The organism is Streptomyces xanthophaeus, assembly GCF_030440515.1.
GTDB lineage: Bacteria > Actinomycetota > Actinomycetes > Streptomycetales > Streptomycetaceae > Streptomyces > Streptomyces kutzneri.
In genome coordinates this window covers 7967213-7986313 of sequence record NZ_CP076543.1, presented here as the reverse complement: position 1 = coordinate 7986313, position 19101 = coordinate 7967213, and the positions used below count along the sequence as shown (strand labels likewise).

Sequence of the window (19101 nt, the reverse complement as noted above, 5' to 3'; positions counted from 1 at the left end):
GGGTCCGGCGGACCGCCGAACCGGCGGTCCGGCCGATTCAGCTCGGGCGGCGGCTCAGCCGGCCCGGCCACCAGGCCGCGGGGCCGATGTCCAGGACCAGGGCGGGGACCAGGAGCGAGCGCACGACCAGCGTGTCCATGAGGACGCCGAAGGCCACGATGAAGGCGATCTGCACGAGGAACGCCAGCGGGATGACACCCAGCGCGGCGAACGTGGCTGCGAGGACCACCCCCGCGGAGGTGATCACCCCGCCGGTGGCCGTCAGACCCCGGATCACACCCTCGTGGACGCCGTGGCGCAGCGACTCCTCGCGCACCCGCGACATGAGGAAGATGTTGTAGTCCACGCCCAGGGCGACGAGGAAGACGAAGCCGTACAGGGGGACGGACGCATCGGTGCCGCTGAATCCGAACACGTGGCGGAACACGAGGGCCGACACGCCCAGCGTGGCGAAGAAGTTGAGGGCCACCGTCACCACCAGCAGCAGCGGCATGACCAACGAGCGCAGCAGGGCCACCAGGATGACGAGGATGATGGCCAGCACCACCGGGACGATGACTTCGCGGTCCCGCTCGGCCGTCTTCTGCGTGTCGTAGGCCTGTGCGGTGTATCCGCCGACGAGGGCGTCCGCGCCCGGCACCCGATGCACCGCCTCACGGAGCCTGACCACCGTCTCCTTCGCCGCCGCGCTGTCCGCCGGGTCCTTCAGGACGGCGTCGATCCGTACGAGGCCGCCCTTCTCGCCCCGCACGGCGGCCGAATCCACGCCCTGGGTGCCTTCGGCGCGCTCGCGTACCTCTGCCTGCCGGCCGGTGGCGGCGATCACGACGGCCGGGTTGCCCGCCCCGCCCGGGAAGTGCCGGCCCAGTTCCTTCTGCCCCGTCACCGAAGGGGCCTCGTTCACGAAGATCTCGTCCAGCGGAACACCGCCCGAGTGCAGCGTGGGCGCGAAGGCGGCGCACGCGAGCAGGCCGGCCAGGGCCACGGCCCACACCCGCCGGGGAGCGCCGCCGACCAGGGCGGCGATCCGGCTCCAGACGCCTGCCTCGCCGCCGGCGCTGTCGGCGGTCACGTGCGCCGGCCAGTAGGCCCTGCGTCCCAGCAGCACCAGCGCCGCCGGCAGGAAGGTGAGGGCGCTCGCCACCGCGCAGACGATCCCGATCGCCCCGACGGGCCCCAGCGCCCGGTTGTTGGTCAGGTCGCTGAGGAAGAGGGCGAGCAGGCCCAGGGCCACGGTGCCGCCGCTGGCCACGACCGGGCCCCAGGACTGGCGCAGAGCCGCGCGCATGGCCGCGTACCGGTCCTCTGTGTGCCCCAGTTCCTCACGGAAGCGGGCGGTCAGCAGCAGGGCGTAGTCGGTGGCCGCGCCGATGACGAGGATCGAGAGGATCCCCTGGACCTGCCCGTCGACCCGGACCTGCCCCGCACTCGCGAGGGCGTAGACGATCGCGCAGGCCAGGGAGAGGGCGAACACAGCCCCGATGATGATCAACAGGGGGAGGAGGACGCTGCGGTAGACGAGCAGCAGGATCAGGAGGACGGCCGCCAGTGCCACGCCCAGCAGCAGGCCGTCGATTCCGGCGAAGGCCTCCGACAGGTCGGCCCGGGTGGCCGCCGGTCCCGTCACGTGGAAGGTGGTGGCCTCGACCCGCGAGCCGGCCTCCCGGATCTCGGCGACCGCCGCGGGCAGTTCATCACCCAGTGCGGGGTCCAGTGGTACCACCGCCTGCAGCGCCCTGCCGTCGCGCGACGCGACGAGCGGGGAGGGCGGGCCCGCAATCCAGGGACGGGCCTTGAGTGCGGCCAGTGCGGCCTGCGCGGAGGCGGTGGCGGCCGGGGTCACGCCCGTGGCGCCGTCCGCCGTCCAGAGCACCACGGCCGGCACGGACTCCTCCTGCCGGAAAGCGCCCTGGGCCTGAGCCACCCGGGTGGACTCGGCGCTGCGGGGGAGGAAGGCCGCCTGGTCGTTGGTGGAGACCTCGCCGAGCTTCCCCGCGTAGGAGCCGAGGGTCCCTCCGACACCCAGCCAGACCACGAGGAGGAGGACGGGCAGCAGCCACCGGGCCGGTCGGGGCGGGGTACGCATGATGCTCCTGGAACGGGTGCGGTGGTCCGGGGAGCCGGTGAACGGCTCCCCCGCGAGGGAACCCACCCTCCCGGGGCGGGCGCCCCAGGGGCAACATGCAGCGTTTCTGCATCATTTCCCGGCCTGGCACACTCCTCTCGCCCGGACCGCCGGCAGGAACACCGTCACCTACGCCCCGCGCGCTGAGGCGCCGTTCGAGCTAGCTGCTGCCGCGCGGCGAGCCGTACCAGCGCCAGTTGGTCCGGCGTGGGCGATCGGGCATCTCGATGCGTCCGGTGGCCCACAGCAAGGTCGACCACGGAGTGCCGATGGCGGGCACGTCGGGGAACAGACGCCCGAGGGCCCGCTCGCACAGGTCCTGCGGGGGCTCCCGGTCACGGCCCAGGCCCTGGGTGATGTCGTGGGTGTGGACCACGGTCTCGACGACACCCATGGCCGCAAAACCCTCCGGGTCGGAGGCTCCGAAGACGTGTGGGGCCAAGGTGGTTGCGGCCGCGGTGTCCACGGCGCTGGCGAGCAGTCCGCCGCAGGCCTCCACGACGGTCAGGAGTCCCTCCGGCCCCGCGTCACGGTCTCCGAAGATGACGTTGGCCGGGCCGTCGGACCGATCACGGGAAACGCGCAGCGGAACGCGCGGCACTCCCATGGGTTCCGCGAGCCCGAACCGCAGCGCGTAGGTGAGCAGGTCGTCCGCGAGGTGTTCAAGGGTCTCCCAGCGCGTCCACTCCAGGCCTCCGGCGCGGTCGTGCCATTGGCCTGCGGGAATGCCTTCGAGGGCGTCGAGGCAGTGGGCGACGGCCCGGCGTACGTCTTTCCCCGACACCGGCATGTGCGGTTCTGTGGACTGTGGCATTCGAGGAGCCTACAAGCCGGCGAAACCGGGCCGATGCGCTCCTGCCCTGCGACGGCCGCGGCGGGCGATGTGGCTCGCAAGTCCCGGACTTCTGTGGGCAGTCGAACCGTCACCGCCACCCGGCTCGCCGCCCGGGCAACCGTACGCGTGGCTGCGGCGCTCATGCAGGGGACCGGGGCAGCTTCCAGGTCGGTGAGTGCACTTCATGGCCATTTCGCAGGGCGCGGATGAGCCAGGGGTACATCGGCACCAGGCTCGGTACCACCTGCCAGCCGTTGACGATCCACACCAGCCGCCAGTACCGGTCCACCCGGGGGTCGTGTGCCTCTTCGAACTGCTCGGCCATCCAGTCCCGGAACTCCGTGTCCGGGGTGCGTGCGAACACCGCGGCGAAACGGTGCACGAGGTCGTCGACGATGCGTGCACCCCTGTCACCGAGCGGGTCGATGCCCGACTCCTGGGCCTCGGAGACTTTCTGACGGGTGAGGTCCATCAGTTCCTCGCCGGCCTCGCTCTCGATGTCGAGCGTTCGCCCGGTGGCCTGGTACACGGCCGTCCGCCGCATCCGGGCACGGAAGTCCTCGTCGCCGACCAGCTCGGCGAGTTCCGCCCATGCCTCGACCTGCTCGCTGGAGGGGTCGTCCGGGAGGTCGGGGGTGGCAGCACGAACCATGGCCACCGCGGCCGGGGCGGCATCCGATGTGCCGAAGGTGCCCTCCACGAAATCGTCGATCAACCGTCGGCGTTCCTCGCCGGACAACTGCGTGAGCCTGTGCATGCGTTTCGTCTCCTCGGGGCCGGACCCGCCTTCGGCCACGGCTCGCAGGACGCTCCGGCGCAGGTGCAGCACCCGGATCTGGACGTCCAGAGCGTCGGCGTGCGCCGCGGCGACGTCCGCCACGGAGAGCTCCCGGTCCAGCACCCGTCGAACCGTGGCCAGGTCCATGCCCAGCTCACGCAGTGTGCGCAGGAGTTCCAGACGAAGCAGTGCGTCGACGTCGTAGAGCCGATAACCGGCGGGACTTCGTGTGGTCGGCGCCACCACCCCCGCATCGGAGTAGAACCGGATGGTCCTCACGGGCAGGCCGGTCCGTCGGGAGAGCTCCCCGATCGAGTAGAGGGTCGTAACGTCCATGTCCCCCACTCTGCTGTCTCCAGTCACTGGAGACTCAAGACCTCCCCTGCGCCTTCCTGCGTCTTGTGCACTCCGCCGCCCTTGGATCCGGTCATCCAGGTACAGGCCATCCGGCCGAAGCCAGAACCCTGAGTTCAGGAGCCTTCGATCGGCCCGGCCCGATCCCACCCGGGCGCCCGTACGTCGATCGTGAGACTTCCCGACTCGACCTCCTCACCGCAGGTCCGGCACGTCGACGTCAGATCGAGGTCGTGCTCGGAGCCGTGGCCGGAGCCGGGTCCCCCGCGATGCCGGAAGGCGACCGGCGGAGTGTCCACCGCCCAGCGATCACCCCAGGCCAGCAGCGCGTGCATCACGGGTGCGAGATCGCGTCCGGCCTCCGTCAGGTGGTATTCGAAGCGGGCGGGGCGCTCGCTGTAGGCGCGGCGCTCGACCACGCCCGCCTCTTCCAGTGCGCGCAGTCTGGCGGCGAGGCGGTCGCGGGGGGCGCCGGTGTTGCGGATGATCCGGTCGAAGCGCCGGTTGCCGTAGAAGATCTCGCGGATCGCCAGGAGGGCCCAGCGTTCGCCGACGAGTTGCAGCGCGGCGGCCGCGGAGCACGGCCGACCGGGCACTTCGGGGTGCGGGACCGCGTTCTCGCCCGGGTTCCTGTTCGAGGTCACGCCCCCATCCTCTCCCGAGTCCGTTGTGTTTTCAAACCCACCCGACTAGCCTCCGGTCCATGACAGTTGGAATTTCAAACCCACTCCGGGTGTCCCGGGCCGTGTTCGCGACGGTCGCGGCCGCGGTCTTCATGTCGAACCTCGACCTGTTCATCGTCAACGTGGCCCTCCCCGCGATCGGCCGCTCGTTCGGCGGCAGCGGCCTCGGCTCCCTCTCCTGGGTCCTCAACGGCTACGCGATCGTCTTCGCCGCACTCCTCGTGGTCGCCGGCCGCGTCGCCGACCGCTCCGGCCACAAGCCGGTCTTCCTGACCGGCTTGGCGGTGTTCACCCTCGCCTCGGCCGGCTGCGCACTCGCTCCCGGCGTCGGAACGCTGGTCGCGGCGCGGCTCGTACAGGCCGCCGGCGCTGCGCTGCTGATACCGACGTCGCTCGCGCTGCTGCTCGACACGACGGCACCCGAGAAGCGCGCCGGGGCGGTACGGGCCTGGGCCTCGATCGGAGGGATCGCCGCCGGACTCGGGCCCGTGGCCGGCGGACTGCTGGCCGAGGCCGGATGGCACTGGGCGTTCATCGTCAACGTGCCGGTGGGGATCGCGGCGTTCGCGCTCGGTGTCAAGGTGCTGCCGTCGCCCGGACGCGCCGGTACGGAGAAGAGTCCGCTGCCCGACCTGTTCGGCGCCGCCCTTCTCACCGGATCGATCGCAACGCTCGCGCTCGGCCTGGTCAAGGCCCCTGACCGGGGTTGGACGAGCACGGGCACCCTCGGCGGCCTGGCTGCCGCGGTGCTGCTCGGTGTCTGGTTCGTCCTGCGCTCGGCCCGTCACCCCGTGCCGATCGTCGAGCTGCCGCTGCTCCGGGTTCCGGCGTTCGCGTCCGCCGCGGCCGCCCTGACGCTGTTCACCGTCGCGTTCGCCGGAATGCTGCTCGGCGCGGTGCTGTGGTGCCAGGGCGTGTGGGGCTACTCGGCCCTGCGCACCGGCCTCGCCATCGCGCCGGGACCCTTGCTGGTGCCGCCGGTCGCGCTGCGGATCGGACCCGCCGTCGCCAGATTCGGTGCGGGCCGCATCGCTCTGGCGGGAACGGTCCTGTTCGCGGCCGGCATCCTGTGGTGGGCCGCGACGCTCGACACGGGCTCGGCCTACGCAGCCTCGCTCCTCCCCGGCATGATGCTCACCGGCCTCGGCGTGGGCATGACCCTCCCGGTCCTGACCGGGGCGTCGGCGGCCGCCCTGCCACCGGCCCGCTTCGCCACCGGCTCGGCCATCACCTCGATGGGCCGCCAGATCGGCGCGGTCCTCGGCGTCGCGATCCTGGTCGGCATCCTCGGCGCCCCGGCCCCCGGACACGCTGTCGCCGCGTTCCGGCACGCCTGGTACGCGGTCGCCGTGGCGTCCCTGCTCGCCGCGTGCGCGACGGTCCCGCTCGTCCGCAAGCCGCGACCGGCCGCCACGAAAGCGGCCGACGTCGCAGAGGCCGCGGAGGTCGGCACGGTCCGAGAAGCGAGTCCCCTCCGTCGGGGGACGGACGGGACGTCGATCGTCGCCGCCGCGCGGTCCCTCCGGGGTCGGCGCGGCACCCGGCTCGCAGGGGACTCCACCCGCCGAAAGGGTGACCCGGGACCGTGAATGCCGGGGAGGCGCCCTGCGCGAGCACGCACGGTACGCATCGTCGGGGAAGCATGGAGAGAGCAGGGACGCGGGCGGCGGCGGGCGGCGGGCGGCGGGCGGCGGGCGGCGGGCGGCGGCTGACCTTCTTCCTGGGTTCTGCGGTCCGAGGATGTCGAGAACGCGCCACCGGCTCCGTCCCAGGGATACCAGCGGCCACCACCGGCCGTACGAGGAAGAAGGAGTTACCGGCGTGGCGATTCAGCGGATGGACAACGTGGGCATCGTCGTCGAGGACTTGGACGCCGCCGTCGCATTCTTCGTGGAACTCGGTATGGAGCTGGAGGGCAGGGCGGAGGTCGAGGGCCCCGTCGCCGACCAGTGCACCGGACTCGCCGGCGTCCACTGTGACATCGCGATGGTCCGGACCCCGGACGGTCACAGCCGGCTCGAGCTGGCGAGGTACCGCAGCCCCAAGGCGATGAGCGCCGGGCCGCGCAACCGGCCGCACAACATTCTGGGCACGCACCGAGTCATGTTCGCCGTCGACGACATCGAGGACACCGTTGCCCGCCTGCGCCCTCACGGCGCCGAACTCGTCGGCGAGATCGCGCGGTTCGAGGACAGCTATCTGCTCTGCTACGTCCGCGGCCCGGAGGGCATCATCGTCGGACTGGCCGAGCAACTGCGCTGAACCAGGCCGCCGGAGGCTTCCACACCAGCAGGTGGCCTCGCCTGTGTCGGCGACGCCCGGTCCCGCCGGCCCCGACCGTTGCCCACGGCTTCGTCAGCCGTGCTCGGACTGCTGGTAGAGGCTCTGCGCGAAGGCGCCGAGTGCCGTGCCGTAGCTCGCGTCCCCGTCACTGCTGATGTTCACCGCGACGACGACGCCCTCCCCCGCGACATCGCCCGAGACGTAGGGGCCGCCACTCGAACCCCTCCCCATCACGCAGGGGACACGCAGCAGGGTCGTGCCGGCCGCCCATGCGGTGACGCCCGAACAGTGCAGCATGCGGTCGGTGTACGGGTAGCCGAAGAAGTGCGTCGGCACGCTCGGTCGCGCGGTGAACGAGATGGGTTGGGCGCCGGTCACCTCGGAGATGTTCCGCCCGTCGGGGCCGGGGTTCATTTCCAGCACCGCCACGTCCTGGCCGTCCTTCTGCCAGTCCTCGGCCATCCTCACCCGGCGCACGGTGAAGCCACCGTGAGGCCCCGCCCCCTCCTGATAGCCCGGGACGAAGTAGAGGCCCCGGTCCCAGGTGGCCGCGCGCGCCGGAGCCCCTTCGACCGTTGTCCTGACACAGTGCGCCGCGGTGATCACGGTGCGGATGCCGACGACGGTCGCGGTGCAGGCACCGGAGCCGCCGTCCGCGCCCGAGGCGTACAGCCGGCCGACCGTACGGGCGATCGAGCCCCCGCCGGTCCAGGCGGGCTGGACCAGATCATCCTTGGCGTCCGTGCGGGCCACGGCCGCCATGCCGCCACCGACCCAATGGTCCTCGGCCGCGATGCGTTCGCTCCCGGCGCCGGCATCGTCGTGCACCACGGTGCGTATGTCGGCGGGCGGCGGGCCGTCATGTCCGGCCGTCATGGCCGCGCCACAGCCCGTGGTCCCCGACAGGACGAGAGCGACCGCGCTTGCGGCTCCCCATCTGCCGCGTGCGTCCCTCATGGTCCTGGCACCCTCGATCCCGGCTCTCGTTCGTCTCCGGGCGTATCGGGGCGCCGTGCCCTTCCCGGTCGTGGTTCAACCGTCCGCATACGGGGTTGATCACCGCGGGGAGCTTACGGCAGCGCCGGCCGGCCGTCGCAACGGGGACGGTTTCGAGAGGCCGTCCCCACGGCCGGGCCTGATCGGCAAGACACCCCTCAGGTAGCGGCTTCGGTGCCGGGGGCGACGGGCCGCTTGTAGTACCGCCACGGGAACCATCCCGCGCCGACCGGGATCCATCCTTCTGATTCCAGCCGCCGGTGCCGGGCGAGGGAGGGGAGCGTGACCCGGCAGTGTTCCCAGGGGTGGCCGGACGCTTCCACCTCATGGAAGAAGGGGCCGTAGCCGACCATGTGCCAGCCGTCACGGCCGGCTTCCTCCAGGGCCGCCATCTCGTTGAACGCGGTCAGCCCGCTGAGTGTGCGGCGTTTGGGGGCGTTCGGCGCCCCGGTGGACGGTGCCGAAGGGGCCGCGCCCGCGGCCTTGCCCGAGAAGCGCTGCTGGGCGGCTTGACGGCTCACCCCGAGGACCCGGCCCACCGTGTCCCAGCTGTGGCCGGCGGCCCTGGCGCCCTGGACGGCCTCGCGCAGCAGCCGGCTCGCCTCCTCGGCGCCGACGCGCGAGGCGTCCACCAGGCGCAGGTAGCCGTGGGCGTCGTGTTCGAGCGACTCGGCAAGCCCTTCGGGGGCGCCGAGGACGGCTGCGGCGATCCCTTCCCGGATCCGGTCCATCTCCACCGGGTGGAGCAGTGGTTCGTCACTCATCGGCGCAGTCCGGCAAGGGGTTCGAGGGCGTCGAGGACCGCCTCGTCGCGGCGCGCCTGTTCGGCGGAGTGGGCTGCCGACCGGGCGGCCAGGCCGGCCGTGCCGGCGATGAGTGCGAGGCCCACGACGATCAGGGCGACGGTGACAAAGGTGCCGAGCCGGTCGCCGAACATCACCGTCACGGCCGGCAGACTCACGGCGAGCGGCAGCATGGCAGCCATGGATGTGGTGGATGCGGTGGCAGGGATGGAGTCCCTGCGCCGGACCTTCGAATTCAAGATCAACATGCGTCAAGGAAACCTTGACGCGGCCTGATTGTCAAGAGTTCCTTGACACCCGCGCACTGCCGTTACCGGGGCTGCGTCGGGTTTCGGAGTGCGGGCCGGGACCAGGGTGCGTCGGCGTCCGCGTCGCCGGCCGGCTCCGGGCGAAGGCCCAGCTCACGGAGCTGGTTGAGCGCCATCATGGCGGTGAACATCTCGTTCGGGTTCGCGCCGCCCGAACCGAGCTCGGCGATGACCTGTGCGAAGCGGGTGGTGAACGCGCTCGGGCGGATCCGCTCGCTCCCGCCGGTGAGCCCGAGTGCCGCCTCCTGCAGGGCGGTGGCCTGCGCCAGCAGCCCGTCCAGTTGGAGCACCGCCTCGGGGCCACGGCGCACGGCGAAGGTGTGCCCGTCGGTGAGGATCGCGGCTTCCTCCTGCTCGAAGAGGCCGGCGACGGCGCCGAGCACGGTCTGGATCTTGAGCTGGTCGGCGTCGACCATCGCACCGCAGGGGCCGTTGCCCTCGTCGGAGAGGTGGAGGACGCCGCAGTCCCTCAGGTGCACGATCACGTGCCCGGCGCAGTGGCCCTGGCTGCGCAGCACCCGGACCGCGCCGTCGGCGAAGGTCCAGCCGGAGAACCGCAGCGAGCCGATCCGGATCGGCTCCGGCGGCCGCTCCTCGTAGGTCCGGGTCGCCACGGAGAAGGGCCGCATCGGTGTGAAGAGCGACATCACCTTGGCTGCCAGTTCGGGCGCCGGTAGCGGCGCCGCCCAGGCGATGCGCTCGAAGGACCGCACCCAGTAGGACTCCGGGTCCCGCATCTGGTCCAGGTCAGGGGCGGGAACACCGTGCTCGACGGGCACGCCCAGCTCGTCGGCCAGGTCGTTGTTGCCGACGTGGTCGGGATGACCGTGCGTGGTCAGCAGCAGCGCCCGGGACCAGGGTCCGACGCTGTCGGCCGCCGCCCGCAACGCCGCTCGGAAGGCCGGGGTGACGCCGGTGTCGACGAGCACCAGGGTGTCGCCGGCCCGGTGCACCAGGGCGTTGGCGACGTCCGCCTGACCGTGCGCGAGATCCAGTTCCCGGCCGAGGACCAGCACGGTCCTGTCGTCGATCTCGACCAGGTCGCCGAGCGCCGTCATGGGTCCTCCCGCCGTCTGGCCGGGGGCGGCCGGAGCCGCTGCTCCAAGCTGCCGAGAACACCAGTCTCCCGCCGTCGGGCGTACGCCGCACGGCCACCGCCCCGCGCGATGTCCCGTCGACCGCACCCTCGGGGCACGTGGGCTTCGGGCAACCGGCGGAGAGGACGAGAACGCGCCGAGCTGCCGAGCTGCCGAGCGGTGTGATCACCGGCTCGATCGCGGAGCTTGCGGGCGGCCTCGCCGTGGGCGTAGCCGTCGGCCTGGCTGTACGGGCCCGCCGTCGCCGTGGTTCCCGGCGCGGCACCGCGCCGCGCCTCCCGATGCCATGGTCAGGCCGTACCTGTCGACGCCCGGCCGGCCGAGCTCCACCCACCGCCGGACGCCTCGGTGATTCAGCGGGTCGAGGAGGCCGGTGGGGCCTGCGCCTCAGCACGCGAACTCGGGGGCTTTCCCGGTGGGCAACATCCGCAGCGTGCGAAGCGGTCACAGGATGCCCGATCGCAGCTCCCTACATGCTCCAACCCGTTGCTGACGGCGAGCCGCTCGGCGATCGCCCCGGGGCGGGGAGGCGCACCCGGCTGTGCACATCCCAGGCGTCGGCCCTGCCCCTCTCCTTCCTGTCCGGTCAGGGGCGAGAGCCTTCCCGGCGTTCGCGGCCCGGGCGCTCACGTCACCAGGCGCAGCGACGTTTCCGCGATGCCCAGCCGTACGCTCTGACCCCAGGTCAGCTCCAGGGCGTCGCTCTCCATTCCGTCGCCGAAGACCACGATCCGGTCCGACTCCACGGTCAGGCGCAGCTCCTGTCCCCGCACCAGCTCACCGGCGACCTTCGTCGTTCCGGTCGCGGGAGAGGGCCAGGCCTCACGCACGAACCACAGGAGCCGCCGGTCGCCGGGTGCGGGCAGCCCCGCATGGCTGCCGCGCTCCAGCCACAGGGAACGCAGCCAGCCGGTGGCGCCCGTGCCGGTGCCCACCAGCACCCCGGAGGACGCCTGGGCCTCGCCCGGGCCCTGGTCGCTGCCGGAGCCCAGCCGGTAGCGGGCCGTCTGGTGACCGGGCGAGCCCAGGTAGATCTCGTTCAGCGCGAGAAGGCGCTGGGTGTCGTCGGCGACGGCCTCGACCATGGTCAGCTCCTCCGCCCGGCTGCCGGCGGCGGTCGCCGCACGCAGCAGGGCGGCCGTGTCGGCGTAACGGTGCCGGACCAGGACCCCCGGGTTGCGCCCCGGGTCGGTGTCGATGCCCACCACCGGCTGTCCGCTCAGGTACTTCGCGGTGTTGGCGACCAGGCCGTCCTGGCCGACCACGACCACCACGTCCTCCGGGGCGAACAGGAAGCGGTCCAGGTCGGCCCGCTCCACCCGGGAGCTGCGCCAGGTGAGCGGCACCGCCGCCGCCACCTCCCGCAGCGCCTGCCGCGTGCGCTCGTGGCGGCGGACCACCTCGTCGATCGACCGGCCCCGGCTGGAAAGGAAGAACGCGGCCTGCCCGTGCGTGCCGTGCCGGGCGAGCAGTTCCTCGTACTCGGTCCTGCGGTGCACGAGCACCGCCCGCGGGGCCAGGCTCACGCTCCCGCGCCGCCTTCCGGACGTCCGAGCCTGGTGAGGAGCCCGGTGAGGACGTCGGGAGAAAGCGTGACGCTCTCGATCCGCGGCAGGTTCTCCGCCAGCCGGGTCACCGCCAGGGCGTGCAGCGTGCCCGGGGCGGCTTCCTCGTGCACGCGCAGCCAGGCAGCCTGAGCCTCGGCGCGCGCCGCGCCCGTCTCGCGCGCCGCCTCGGCGTCCGCGCGGGCCAGGCGGACCTTGCGGGCCGCCTCGGTCTCGGTGCGTACGCCGTCCGCCGCCGCCTTCTCCTCCGCCTCGCGGCGGGCGTTGATGCCGCGCTGGTCGATCAACTGCGCCTCGCGCCTGGCCAGTTCGATCTGACTGGCCAGCTCGTTCTCGGCGATGGCACGCTCACGCTCGACGGCGACGGCCCGCCGTTCGTACGTGGCCCGGTCCGCCTCCTGCTGGATCTGCTCGCGGGCCGGGGTGCGCAGGGCGCGCTCCACCTCGGCCTCGGGGCGGATCGCCACGACCCGCACGGCCACCACATCGATGCCGGTGGCCGGGAGCCTGGGCTCGGCGGCGAGACCGGCGGCGACCCGCCCCCGCACGGAGGCGACGCCGTCCACCAGGGCGACGGCCAGCGGAGTCCGGGCCAGTACGTCCAGCGTGTGCTGCTGCGCGGTCTCGGTGAGGAGAGTGGCGATCTGCTCCAAGGGAGCGCCGCGCCAGCTCCCGGTGTCCGGGTCGACGGAGAAGTCGAGCCGGTCGGCGGCCTCGGCCGGGTCGCTGATCCGGTAGGTGACGGTGGCCTGCACGGCGACGTCCTGGAAGTCGGACGTACGGGCGTGGAACGCCATGGCCAGCTCCCGGTCGTCGACCGGCACTTCGGAGAGCGCCGCCGACAGCGACCGGTACCAGAAACTGAGCCCCCGCCCGTCGTGGACGATCCGGCCGCGCTTGTGGTGGCGGATGTGGGCGGTGGGCGCGGAGCGCAGATGGCGCCATCCGAAGCGCCGGGTGATGTCGGCCATGGCGAACCCCCTTCATTTCGTCAATGCGACGATAACGAGTCACACCTATATCGTCAAGAGGACGAAAAGAGGGTTTCGGAGGCACTGCCCGGCAGCAACGCAAGCCGCTCGAACGGGTCTCGGCCTGCGGGACGGCCGACCGGATCGGCAAGACACCGCCTGGCTCTCCGATCGCGCCGGGCGAATCGCACCGCGCTCCGGGACCGTTCGGGGGGAGCCCGTTCTACGAGCTACCCGTGCTGTTCGCGGCGTGTTCAGCCCGCGGCCGCCACTGTGCCCCACGCTTCGCCGGGAGCGCGGGCGCGCTCGCCTGCCCACCGGATGAGACGAGGACCGGCCGTTGCGTACCAACTGGCGTAGAGAAGCCCACATCATCGCCGTCGCCCTGACGGCCTTGGCCGTCGGCCTGTCCGGTGCGCCGGCCTCGGCGCAGGCGCAGCCGACGGTACGGATCAACGAGGTCGAGTCCAGCGGCGGCAGCCCCGGTGACTGGATCGAGCTCGTCAACACCGGGACCACCGCGGTCGACATCTCCAAGTGGGTGCTCAAGGACAACGACAACTCCCACTCCTACAAGGTCGCCAGGAACACCTCGCTGGCTCCGGGTGCCTTCCTCGCACTGGACGTCGAGTCTTCGTTCGGCCTGGGCAGCTCCGACTCCGCGCGGCTGTTCACAGCGGACGGCACCACCCTGGTCGATTCCTCCACCTGGACCGACCACGCGACCACTACCTACGGCCGCTGCCCGGACGGCACCGGCGCGTTCACCACCACGACCACCGCGACCAAGGGCGCGGCCAACGCCTGCGGCACCTCCGGCGGTGGCCGGCCCACCCATGGACCGTGGCCCGGCAACTCGGCGGTCACCATCGCGGACGCCTCCAACGTGTTCGGGGAAAACCTCAGCGGCCTGTCCTTCGAGAGCGCCGGCGTGCTCTGGGCGGTGAACAACGGGCCCGGCAAGCTGTACCGGCTCGTACCCGACGGCACGACGTGGCGTCCCGACCCGGCCGGCGGCTGGGCAGCGGGCAAGGCCCTGCACTACGCGAACGGCAGCGGCGACCCCGACGCCGAGGGCGTCGTCTTCACCCCCGACGGCCTGTTCGTCGCCACCGAACGCGACAACGGCAACGGCTCCACCAGCCTGCCGAAGATCCTCCGCTACGACACCGCCTCCAGCGCCTCCTCGCTGAACGCGACCGCCGAGTGGAACCTCACCTCCGACCTGCCCTCCCTGCCGGCCAATGCCGGACCCGAGGGCATCTCGTGGGTGCCCGACTCGTTCCTGACCGCGCACGGCTTCCGTGACGAGCACACCGGCGCCGTCTACGACCCGGCCTCCTACCCGGGCCACGGCAGCGGCCTGTTCTTCGCCGGCGTGGAGGCCAACGGCACCGTCCACGCCTACGCCCTGAACCTGTCCGGCGGCGGCTACACCCGCGTCGCCACCATCGCCAGCGGTTTCACCGGCGTGATGGACCTGGAGTTCGAGCCCGCCACCGGCCGCCTGTGGGCGGCGTGCGACGACACCTGCCAGGGTCAGACGTCGGCTCTCGACATCGACGCCCAGGGCAAGTTCACCGCGACCGCCGTCCACGACCGGCCCACGGGCATGCCCGACTACAACAACGAGGGCTTCGCCATCGCCCCCCAGTCCACCTGCACCGCGGGCCACAAGCCGGTCCTGTGGTCCGACGACAGCAACGACGGTGGCCACGCACTGCGCGCCGGCACCCTGGACTGCACCCCCTGACACCGGCTCCCACTCCTGACCCACCTGTGCCCCGGCGGTCTTCCGCCGGGGCACAGTGTTCGGACGGCGCGGCGCCTTGAGTACGCGTACTCATGTGTCCGCGCGGGAGAGCCACGAGAGTGGGAGGGAGAAGTGAGCAGGCGGGCGCGCGGGCGAAGCGGTACGCGGAAAGGGCGCGCATCCGCGCCCCGCGCAACACACCCTCGTTCCGGAGGAGCCCCGTGACGCTCACCTACGAAGAACTGGCCCGGGCGGCGGCCCTCATGCTCGCCTGCTTGATCGGCGCGCTCCTCCTCTGCGCAATCGCCGTCGTCATCACCGTGGCCCTCGCCGCCACGGTCGAAGAGCACACGAAGACCAGACGGCAACGGACCTCGCGCCGGCAGTCGGCCGCGAAGAGGCTCCGGCACTCCCCCGGCACGAGGTCGAGGAGGGCGAGCCCGCCCTCGGAGAAGAAGCCACCGCGGCCGTCCGGTACGTGAACCGGTCCGCCGCCGCCCCTCGGCCGCACCGCGCCGTCCTCGGCCGGCTGTGCCCCGGGAATTCCACGGCTGCGGTCGTATATCCCCCCTCCCCCTCCATAATTAGGTTAGGTTTACCTAAGAATGGGGGTTCGGGGATGCAGGACAAGGCGCGAGACCGAGCGCAGCAGGACGAGTGGGCCGACGAAGTACTGGCCTGGATGAGCTCCCAGGAGGAGATGGACCGGGCACTGCGCGACGCACTGCGCCGCACGCCCAGTCAGCGGGAGGAAACGATCGCCCGGATGGCGGACGCCCTCCGCGGCGCGGCCCAGGGACTGACCATCCCCGGGTGCGCGGCGGCGGCCGGCGTCCCCGAGCGGATCCTGTGCGAGTGGCTGGAGATCGACGCCAGCTTCGCCACGGCGCTCCGCGCCGCGCACGCACTGGCCGAGGCACACGGGCTGAGCCCTGGGGCGACGCCCACCCCGGCCGCGTTACAGCTGATGCTGAACGCGATCCGCAAAGGGGCCGCCTGGCCGGCCGCGGCGACCCTCGTGGGCATCTCCGTGCGCGGGTTCAACCGCCTGCGCGCCGAGGCGCCGCCGGTGGGGGCCCTGATCGCGGCGGCCCAGCGGGCGCGTTCGGTACAGGCCGGCGCGGGCCGGCGACGCAGACCCCCCAAGGCGGCGAGCCGCCGGGCCGGGTACCGGATCGTGCAGCTCGACGACCCGCTCCTGTCCCCCGACAGCCGACCGAACGACTCCGCGGGCGGGTTGAGCGACCGCGCCACGCACCGGGACTGAGTACCCGCTCGCACGAGCGCACTGCGCCCCTCGTCGAGCTCCGCCGCGCCCGTTCACCACCGGCGCTCCGCGCAGCGCCGGTGACAAGGAGATCCAGCCGTGGGCCCTGTGACCATCGATCCGTATCCCATGCCCACCCAGGACCTCGTGCCGCACTCCGTGGCACCTTGGTCCGTCGACGCCGACCGGGCCGCTCTGCTGATACACAACATGCAGAACCACCTGCTCCGGCCCTTCCCCCGCGATCGTTCACCCCTGGTGGACCTGATCGGAAACATCACCGACCTGCGCAGGTCCGCGTGGCGGCTCGGCCTCCCGGTCGTGTTCAGCACCGTACCGGCGGGCGAACGCCCCGAACAGCGCGGCCTCGCGGCCGAGATGGAGACCGAACCGGTGGCGGCGGACCGCGACGTGTCGATCACGCAGCAGCTGACCCCGCGCCGGGGAGAGCACGTGATCGCCACCGCGCGGCACAACGCCTTCCTGCGCAGCCACCTGGAGCGCATCCTGCGCACCTCGGGCCGGGACCAGCTGATCCTGTGCGGTGTCTTCGCCCACTCCGGTGTGCTGCTCACCGCGGCGGACGCGTTCATGAACGACATCCAGCCGTTCGTCGTCGCCGACGCGGTGGCGGACACCTCCGCGGAGGAGCACGCGCTCGCCCTGCGCTGGACGGCCGCGCGGGGCGCCGTCGTCCACACCACCACGACCCTCATCGACGGACTGGAAGCCTGAATGACGACCGCACACCTCACCCCATGAGCGGACAGGCGGCGCCCCGGGCGCGCACACTCATCGAGGCCCTGCCGTGGCTGGAGCCGTTCCAAGGACGCACGGTCGTGGTCAAGTTCGGCGGCAACGCCATGGTGAACGAGGAGCTCAAGGCAGCGTTCGCCCAGGACGTGGTGTCCTTGCACTACGCGGGGCTCCGGCCTGTCGTCGTGCACGGCGGCGGCCCCCAGATCAGCGCGATGCTCGAACGGCTCGCGCTGGAGGTCCGGTTCGCGGCGGGACTGCGGGTGACGACCCCCGCGGTGATGGACGTCGTCCGCATGGTGCTGGCCGGGCAGGTCCAACGGGACATCGTCGGCCTGATCAACCGTCACGGGGCCTTCGCCGTGGGGTTGACCGGCGAGGACGCCCGCACCCTGTCCGCCGTCCGGCGGCCGGCCGTGGTGGACGGCGCCGAGGTGGACATCGGCCTGGTGGGCGACGTCGTGCACGTCGACCCCGACACCGTACGGGGCTGCTGGAACGCGGCCGCATCCCCGTGATCTCCCCCATCGCCCGGGGAGCGCACGACGACAGCGTCTACAACATCAACGCGGACCTCGCGGCGGCCGCCCTCGCCGAGGCGCTGGACGCCGAGAAGCTGGTGATGCTCACCGACGTCGCGGGCGTCTACGCGGACTGGCCGCACAGCACGGAGATCATCGACCGGCTCACGGCCGGTGAACTGGCGGAACTGCTGCCCTCCATGACAGGCGGCATGGTGCCCAAGATGGAGGGCTGCCTGCGCGCGGTGCGCTCCGGGGTACGGATGGCGCACGTCCTGGACGGCAGGGTTCCGCACGCCTTGGTCCTGGAAGCCTTCGCCGACGAGCACACCGGCACCACGGTGGTGCCCGACGGCCCGCCGGACGAGGAGCACCTCCCCCACCGAACCGGGTGAGAGCCGGCCTACCCCGGCCCTCACCCCACCCCATCCCATCCCGGAGCCGCTACGACCCCGGGGCCTTCCGTGTACCCAACTCCATTCACCAGCACTTGGGTTGGTGCGGTTCGAGACAGTCACGGGTCCGACTTGACAGCTTCCGACCTGTCAGAGATGTTAGGCCAGCCTTACCTAACTGAATGGGGTAGGACCGAGGAAGGATGGGCATGTCCGCACCGCACGCGAGCTCCACCCCCGGGGACGCTCTCCCGGACATCAGGGACCTGGTGGGCATCGGCTTCGGGCCGGCCAACCTGGCCCTGGCGATAGCGATCCGGGAGCACAACGGCCGACGCGCCCCCGCCGAGGCGATCCGGGCCTCGTTCATCGAGCGCCAGGACGACTTCGGATGGCACCAGGGCATGCTCCTCGAAGGGGCCACCATGCAGGTCTCCTTCCTGAAGGACCTGGTGACGATGCGCGATCCGGGGAGCTCCTTCAGCTTCCTGCACTACCTGCAGGACCGGGACCGGCTGGCCGACTTCATCAACCAGAAGTCCTTCTTCCCCACCCGCCTCGAGTTCCACGACTACTTCCGCTGGTGCGCCGCTCCCTTCGGCGGGCTGGTCGACTACGCCACCGAGGCCGTCGAGGTACGCCCGGCAGGCCCGCCCGGCGCCGCGGACCAGCTGGACGTCATCACCAGGCCCACGTCCGGGACCGGGCCGCAGCGCGCCACCCGCACCCGCAACCTCGTGCTGGGGACCGGGCTGCGGCCCCGCGTCCCGGACGGGATCAACACCGGCCCGCACATCTGGCACAACCGCGACCTGCTGCACCTCGCACCGGAACTGACGGTCCGTCCCCATCGCCGGTTCGTCGTCGTCGGCGCCGGTCAGTCCGCCGCCGAGACCGCCGACCACCTGCACCGCACCTTCCCGGACGCCGAGGTCTGCGCCGTGTTCACCCGGTACGGGTACAGCCCGGCCGACGACAGCCCGTTCGCCAACCGCATCTTCGACCCGGCCGCCGTCGACGAGTTCTTCAGCGCCCCGGAGGAGGTCAAGCAGCAGCTCCTCGGCTACCACGCCAACACCAACTACGCGGTGGTGGACGGTGATCTGATCGAGCAGCTGTACCGGACCGTCTACCAGGAGAAGGTCGCCGGCACCGAACGGCTGCGCATCCTGAACGCGACCGCCCTGACCGCCGTGGAGGAACTCCCCGACGGGGCACGGGCCGTGGTGCGCTCCCTCACCACGGGAGAGACCCTCACCCTCGACTGCGACGCGGTGGTGCTGGCCACCGGCTACCGGCCCACCGAGCCGGCCGAGCTGCTCGGCGACCTGGCCGGGGAGTGCCTCACGGACGGGCAGGGCCGACTGCGCGTGGGCCGCGACCACCGGGTGGAGACCACCGACCGCGTCCGGGCCGGCATCTACGTCCAGGGCGCCGCCGCCGAGCACACCCACGGCATCACCGCCTCCCTGCTGTCCACGCTGGCCGTGCGCTCGGGCGAGATCTGCGACTCCCTGCTGCTGCGCGTCGCCGAGCGCGAGGTGCGGGCCGCTCTGGCGACCAGGGCGGCGGCCGCCGCCGAGGGCGTACCCGCCCACCGGGGCTGAGCGG

The 19101-nt window shown here is 72.1% G+C and carries 17 protein-coding genes and 1 pseudogene; 8 read left to right on the top strand and 10 right to left on the bottom strand.

Annotated elements, in window-relative coordinates; all coding sequences use genetic code 11:
* Window positions 1-37: 37 nt before the first annotated feature.
* The 4 genes from KO717_RS36045 to KO717_RS36030 form a co-directional block, all read right to left on the bottom strand.
* A complete protein-coding gene (locus KO717_RS36045) occupies window positions 38-2086 on the bottom strand; it encodes an MMPL family transporter (RefSeq protein WP_301373956.1) in 2049 nt (682 codons plus the stop codon).
* A gap of 199 nt (window positions 2087-2285) precedes the next feature.
* The gene (locus KO717_RS36040) at window positions 2286-2939 is read right to left on the bottom strand and encodes a DinB family protein (protein ID WP_301373955.1); all 654 of its coding nucleotides are present in this window, start codon (window positions 2937-2939) and stop codon (window positions 2286-2288) included.
* A 160-nt stretch (window positions 2940-3099) separates the two neighbouring features.
* Window positions 3100-4074: a MerR family transcriptional regulator gene (locus KO717_RS36035; RefSeq protein ID WP_301373954.1), complete on the bottom strand. Its 975-nt coding sequence runs from the start codon at window positions 4072-4074 to the stop codon at window positions 3100-3102.
* Window positions 4075-4208: 134 nt separating this feature from the next.
* On the bottom strand, window positions 4209-4736 hold the full coding sequence (locus KO717_RS36030; RefSeq protein ID WP_301373953.1) for a winged helix-turn-helix transcriptional regulator: 528 nt from the start codon (window positions 4734-4736) through the stop codon (window positions 4209-4211).
* 59 nt (window positions 4737-4795) lie between these two features.
* Between KO717_RS36030 and KO717_RS36025 the strand changes: the two genes are divergently transcribed.
* Window positions 4796-6364: an MFS transporter gene (locus KO717_RS36025; RefSeq protein ID WP_301373952.1), complete on the top strand. Its 1569-nt coding sequence runs from the start codon at window positions 4796-4798 to the stop codon at window positions 6362-6364.
* Between the two features lie 232 nt (window positions 6365-6596).
* Window positions 6597-7037 (top strand): VOC family protein, encoded by a 441-nt coding sequence (locus KO717_RS36020; protein ID WP_301373951.1) that lies wholly within the window; start codon window positions 6597-6599, stop codon window positions 7035-7037.
* A 93-nt stretch (window positions 7038-7130) separates the two neighbouring features.
* On the opposite strand, the gene KO717_RS36015 is transcribed toward KO717_RS36020, so the two are convergent.
* The 6 genes from KO717_RS36015 to KO717_RS35990 all read right to left on the bottom strand — a co-directional run bounded on the left by KO717_RS36015 (window position 7131) and on the right by KO717_RS35990 (window position 12798).
* A complete protein-coding gene (locus tag KO717_RS36015) occupies window positions 7131-7934 on the bottom strand; it encodes a trypsin-like serine peptidase (RefSeq protein ID WP_301373949.1) in 804 nt (267 codons plus the stop codon).
* A gap of 278 nt (window positions 7935-8212) precedes the next feature.
* Window positions 8213-8818, bottom strand: coding sequence for a hypothetical protein (locus KO717_RS36010; protein WP_301373947.1), 606 nt, complete (start codon window positions 8816-8818; stop codon window positions 8213-8215).
* Window positions 8815-9039: a hypothetical protein gene (locus tag KO717_RS36005; RefSeq protein WP_301373944.1), complete on the bottom strand. Its 225-nt coding sequence runs from the start codon at window positions 9037-9039 to the stop codon at window positions 8815-8817. Before KO717_RS36005 ends, KO717_RS36010 begins: the two co-directional genes overlap by 4 nt.
* A gap of 128 nt (window positions 9040-9167) precedes the next feature.
* Window positions 9168-10223, bottom strand: coding sequence for an MBL fold metallo-hydrolase (locus KO717_RS36000; RefSeq protein ID WP_301373942.1), 1056 nt, complete (start codon window positions 10221-10223; stop codon window positions 9168-9170).
* A gap of 665 nt (window positions 10224-10888) precedes the next feature.
* Window positions 10889-11788 (bottom strand): hypothetical protein, encoded by a 900-nt coding sequence (locus KO717_RS35995; RefSeq protein ID WP_301373940.1) that lies wholly within the window; start codon window positions 11786-11788, stop codon window positions 10889-10891.
* Window positions 11785-12798, bottom strand: a complete 1014-nt coding sequence (locus tag KO717_RS35990) for an SPFH domain-containing protein (RefSeq protein ID WP_301373938.1) — start codon at window positions 12796-12798, stop codon at window positions 11785-11787. Before KO717_RS35990 ends, KO717_RS35995 begins: the two co-directional genes overlap by 4 nt.
* Before the next feature lie 340 nt (window positions 12799-13138).
* On the opposite strand from KO717_RS35990, the gene KO717_RS35985 reads away from it, so the two are divergent.
* From KO717_RS35985 to KO717_RS35960, 6 genes and pseudogenes are all read left to right on the top strand, one after another.
* Complete coding sequence (locus KO717_RS35985) at window positions 13139-14551, top strand: lamin tail domain-containing protein (RefSeq protein WP_301373936.1); 1413 nt, start codon at window positions 13139-13141, stop codon at window positions 14549-14551.
* A 221-nt stretch (window positions 14552-14772) separates the two neighbouring features.
* Complete coding sequence (locus KO717_RS35980) at window positions 14773-15033, top strand: hypothetical protein (RefSeq protein WP_301373934.1); 261 nt, start codon at window positions 14773-14775, stop codon at window positions 15031-15033.
* 137 nt (window positions 15034-15170) lie between these two features.
* Complete coding sequence (locus KO717_RS35975; protein ID WP_301373932.1) at window positions 15171-15818, top strand: hypothetical protein; 648 nt, start codon at window positions 15171-15173, stop codon at window positions 15816-15818.
* Window positions 15819-15917: 99 nt separating this feature from the next.
* A complete protein-coding gene (locus KO717_RS35970; RefSeq protein WP_301373930.1) occupies window positions 15918-16553 on the top strand; it encodes an isochorismatase family protein in 636 nt (211 codons plus the stop codon).
* A gap of 23 nt (window positions 16554-16576) precedes the next feature.
* Window positions 16577-17490: pseudogene (gene argB / locus KO717_RS35965) on the top strand (acetylglutamate kinase).
* A 209-nt stretch (window positions 17491-17699) separates the two neighbouring features.
* The gene (locus tag KO717_RS35960) at window positions 17700-19097 is read left to right on the top strand and encodes a lysine N(6)-hydroxylase/L-ornithine N(5)-oxygenase family protein (protein ID WP_301373929.1); all 1398 of its coding nucleotides are present in this window, start codon (window positions 17700-17702) and stop codon (window positions 19095-19097) included.
* Window positions 19098-19101: the final 4 nt, after the last annotated feature.

Excerpts from the sequence above, each read along its gene's own strand:
- KO717_RS36040 (WP_301373955.1), bottom strand. The coding sequence starts at position 2,939 with ATGCCACAGTCCACAGAACCGCACATGCCGGTGTCGGGGAAAGACGTA.
- KO717_RS36035 (WP_301373954.1), bottom strand. The coding sequence starts at position 4,074 with ATGGACGTTACGACCCTCTACTCGATCGGGGAGCTCTCCCGACGGACC.
- KO717_RS36000 (WP_301373942.1), bottom strand. The coding sequence starts at position 10,223 with ATGACGGCGCTCGGCGACCTGGTCGAGATCGACGACAGGACCGTGCTG.
- KO717_RS36010 (WP_301373947.1), bottom strand. The coding sequence starts at position 8,818 with ATGAGTGACGAACCACTGCTCCACCCGGTGGAGATGGACCGGATCCGG.
- KO717_RS35975 (WP_301373932.1), top strand. The coding sequence starts at position 15,171 with ATGCAGGACAAGGCGCGAGACCGAGCGCAGCAGGACGAGTGGGCCGAC.
- KO717_RS35990 (WP_301373938.1), bottom strand. The coding sequence starts at position 12,798 with ATGGCCGACATCACCCGGCGCTTCGGATGGCGCCATCTGCGCTCCGCG.
- KO717_RS36045 (WP_301373956.1), bottom strand. The coding sequence starts at position 2,086 with ATGCGTACCCCGCCCCGACCGGCCCGGTGGCTGCTGCCCGTCCTCCTC.
- KO717_RS36015 (WP_301373949.1), bottom strand. The coding sequence starts at position 7,934 with ATGACGGCCGGACATGACGGCCCGCCGCCCGCCGACATACGCACCGTG.
- KO717_RS35960 (WP_301373929.1), top strand. The coding sequence starts at position 17,700 with ATGTCCGCACCGCACGCGAGCTCCACCCCCGGGGACGCTCTCCCGGAC.
- KO717_RS36025 (WP_301373952.1), top strand. The coding sequence starts at position 4,796 with ATGACAGTTGGAATTTCAAACCCACTCCGGGTGTCCCGGGCCGTGTTC.
- KO717_RS36005 (WP_301373944.1), bottom strand. The coding sequence starts at position 9,039 with ATGGCTGCCATGCTGCCGCTCGCCGTGAGTCTGCCGGCCGTGACGGTG.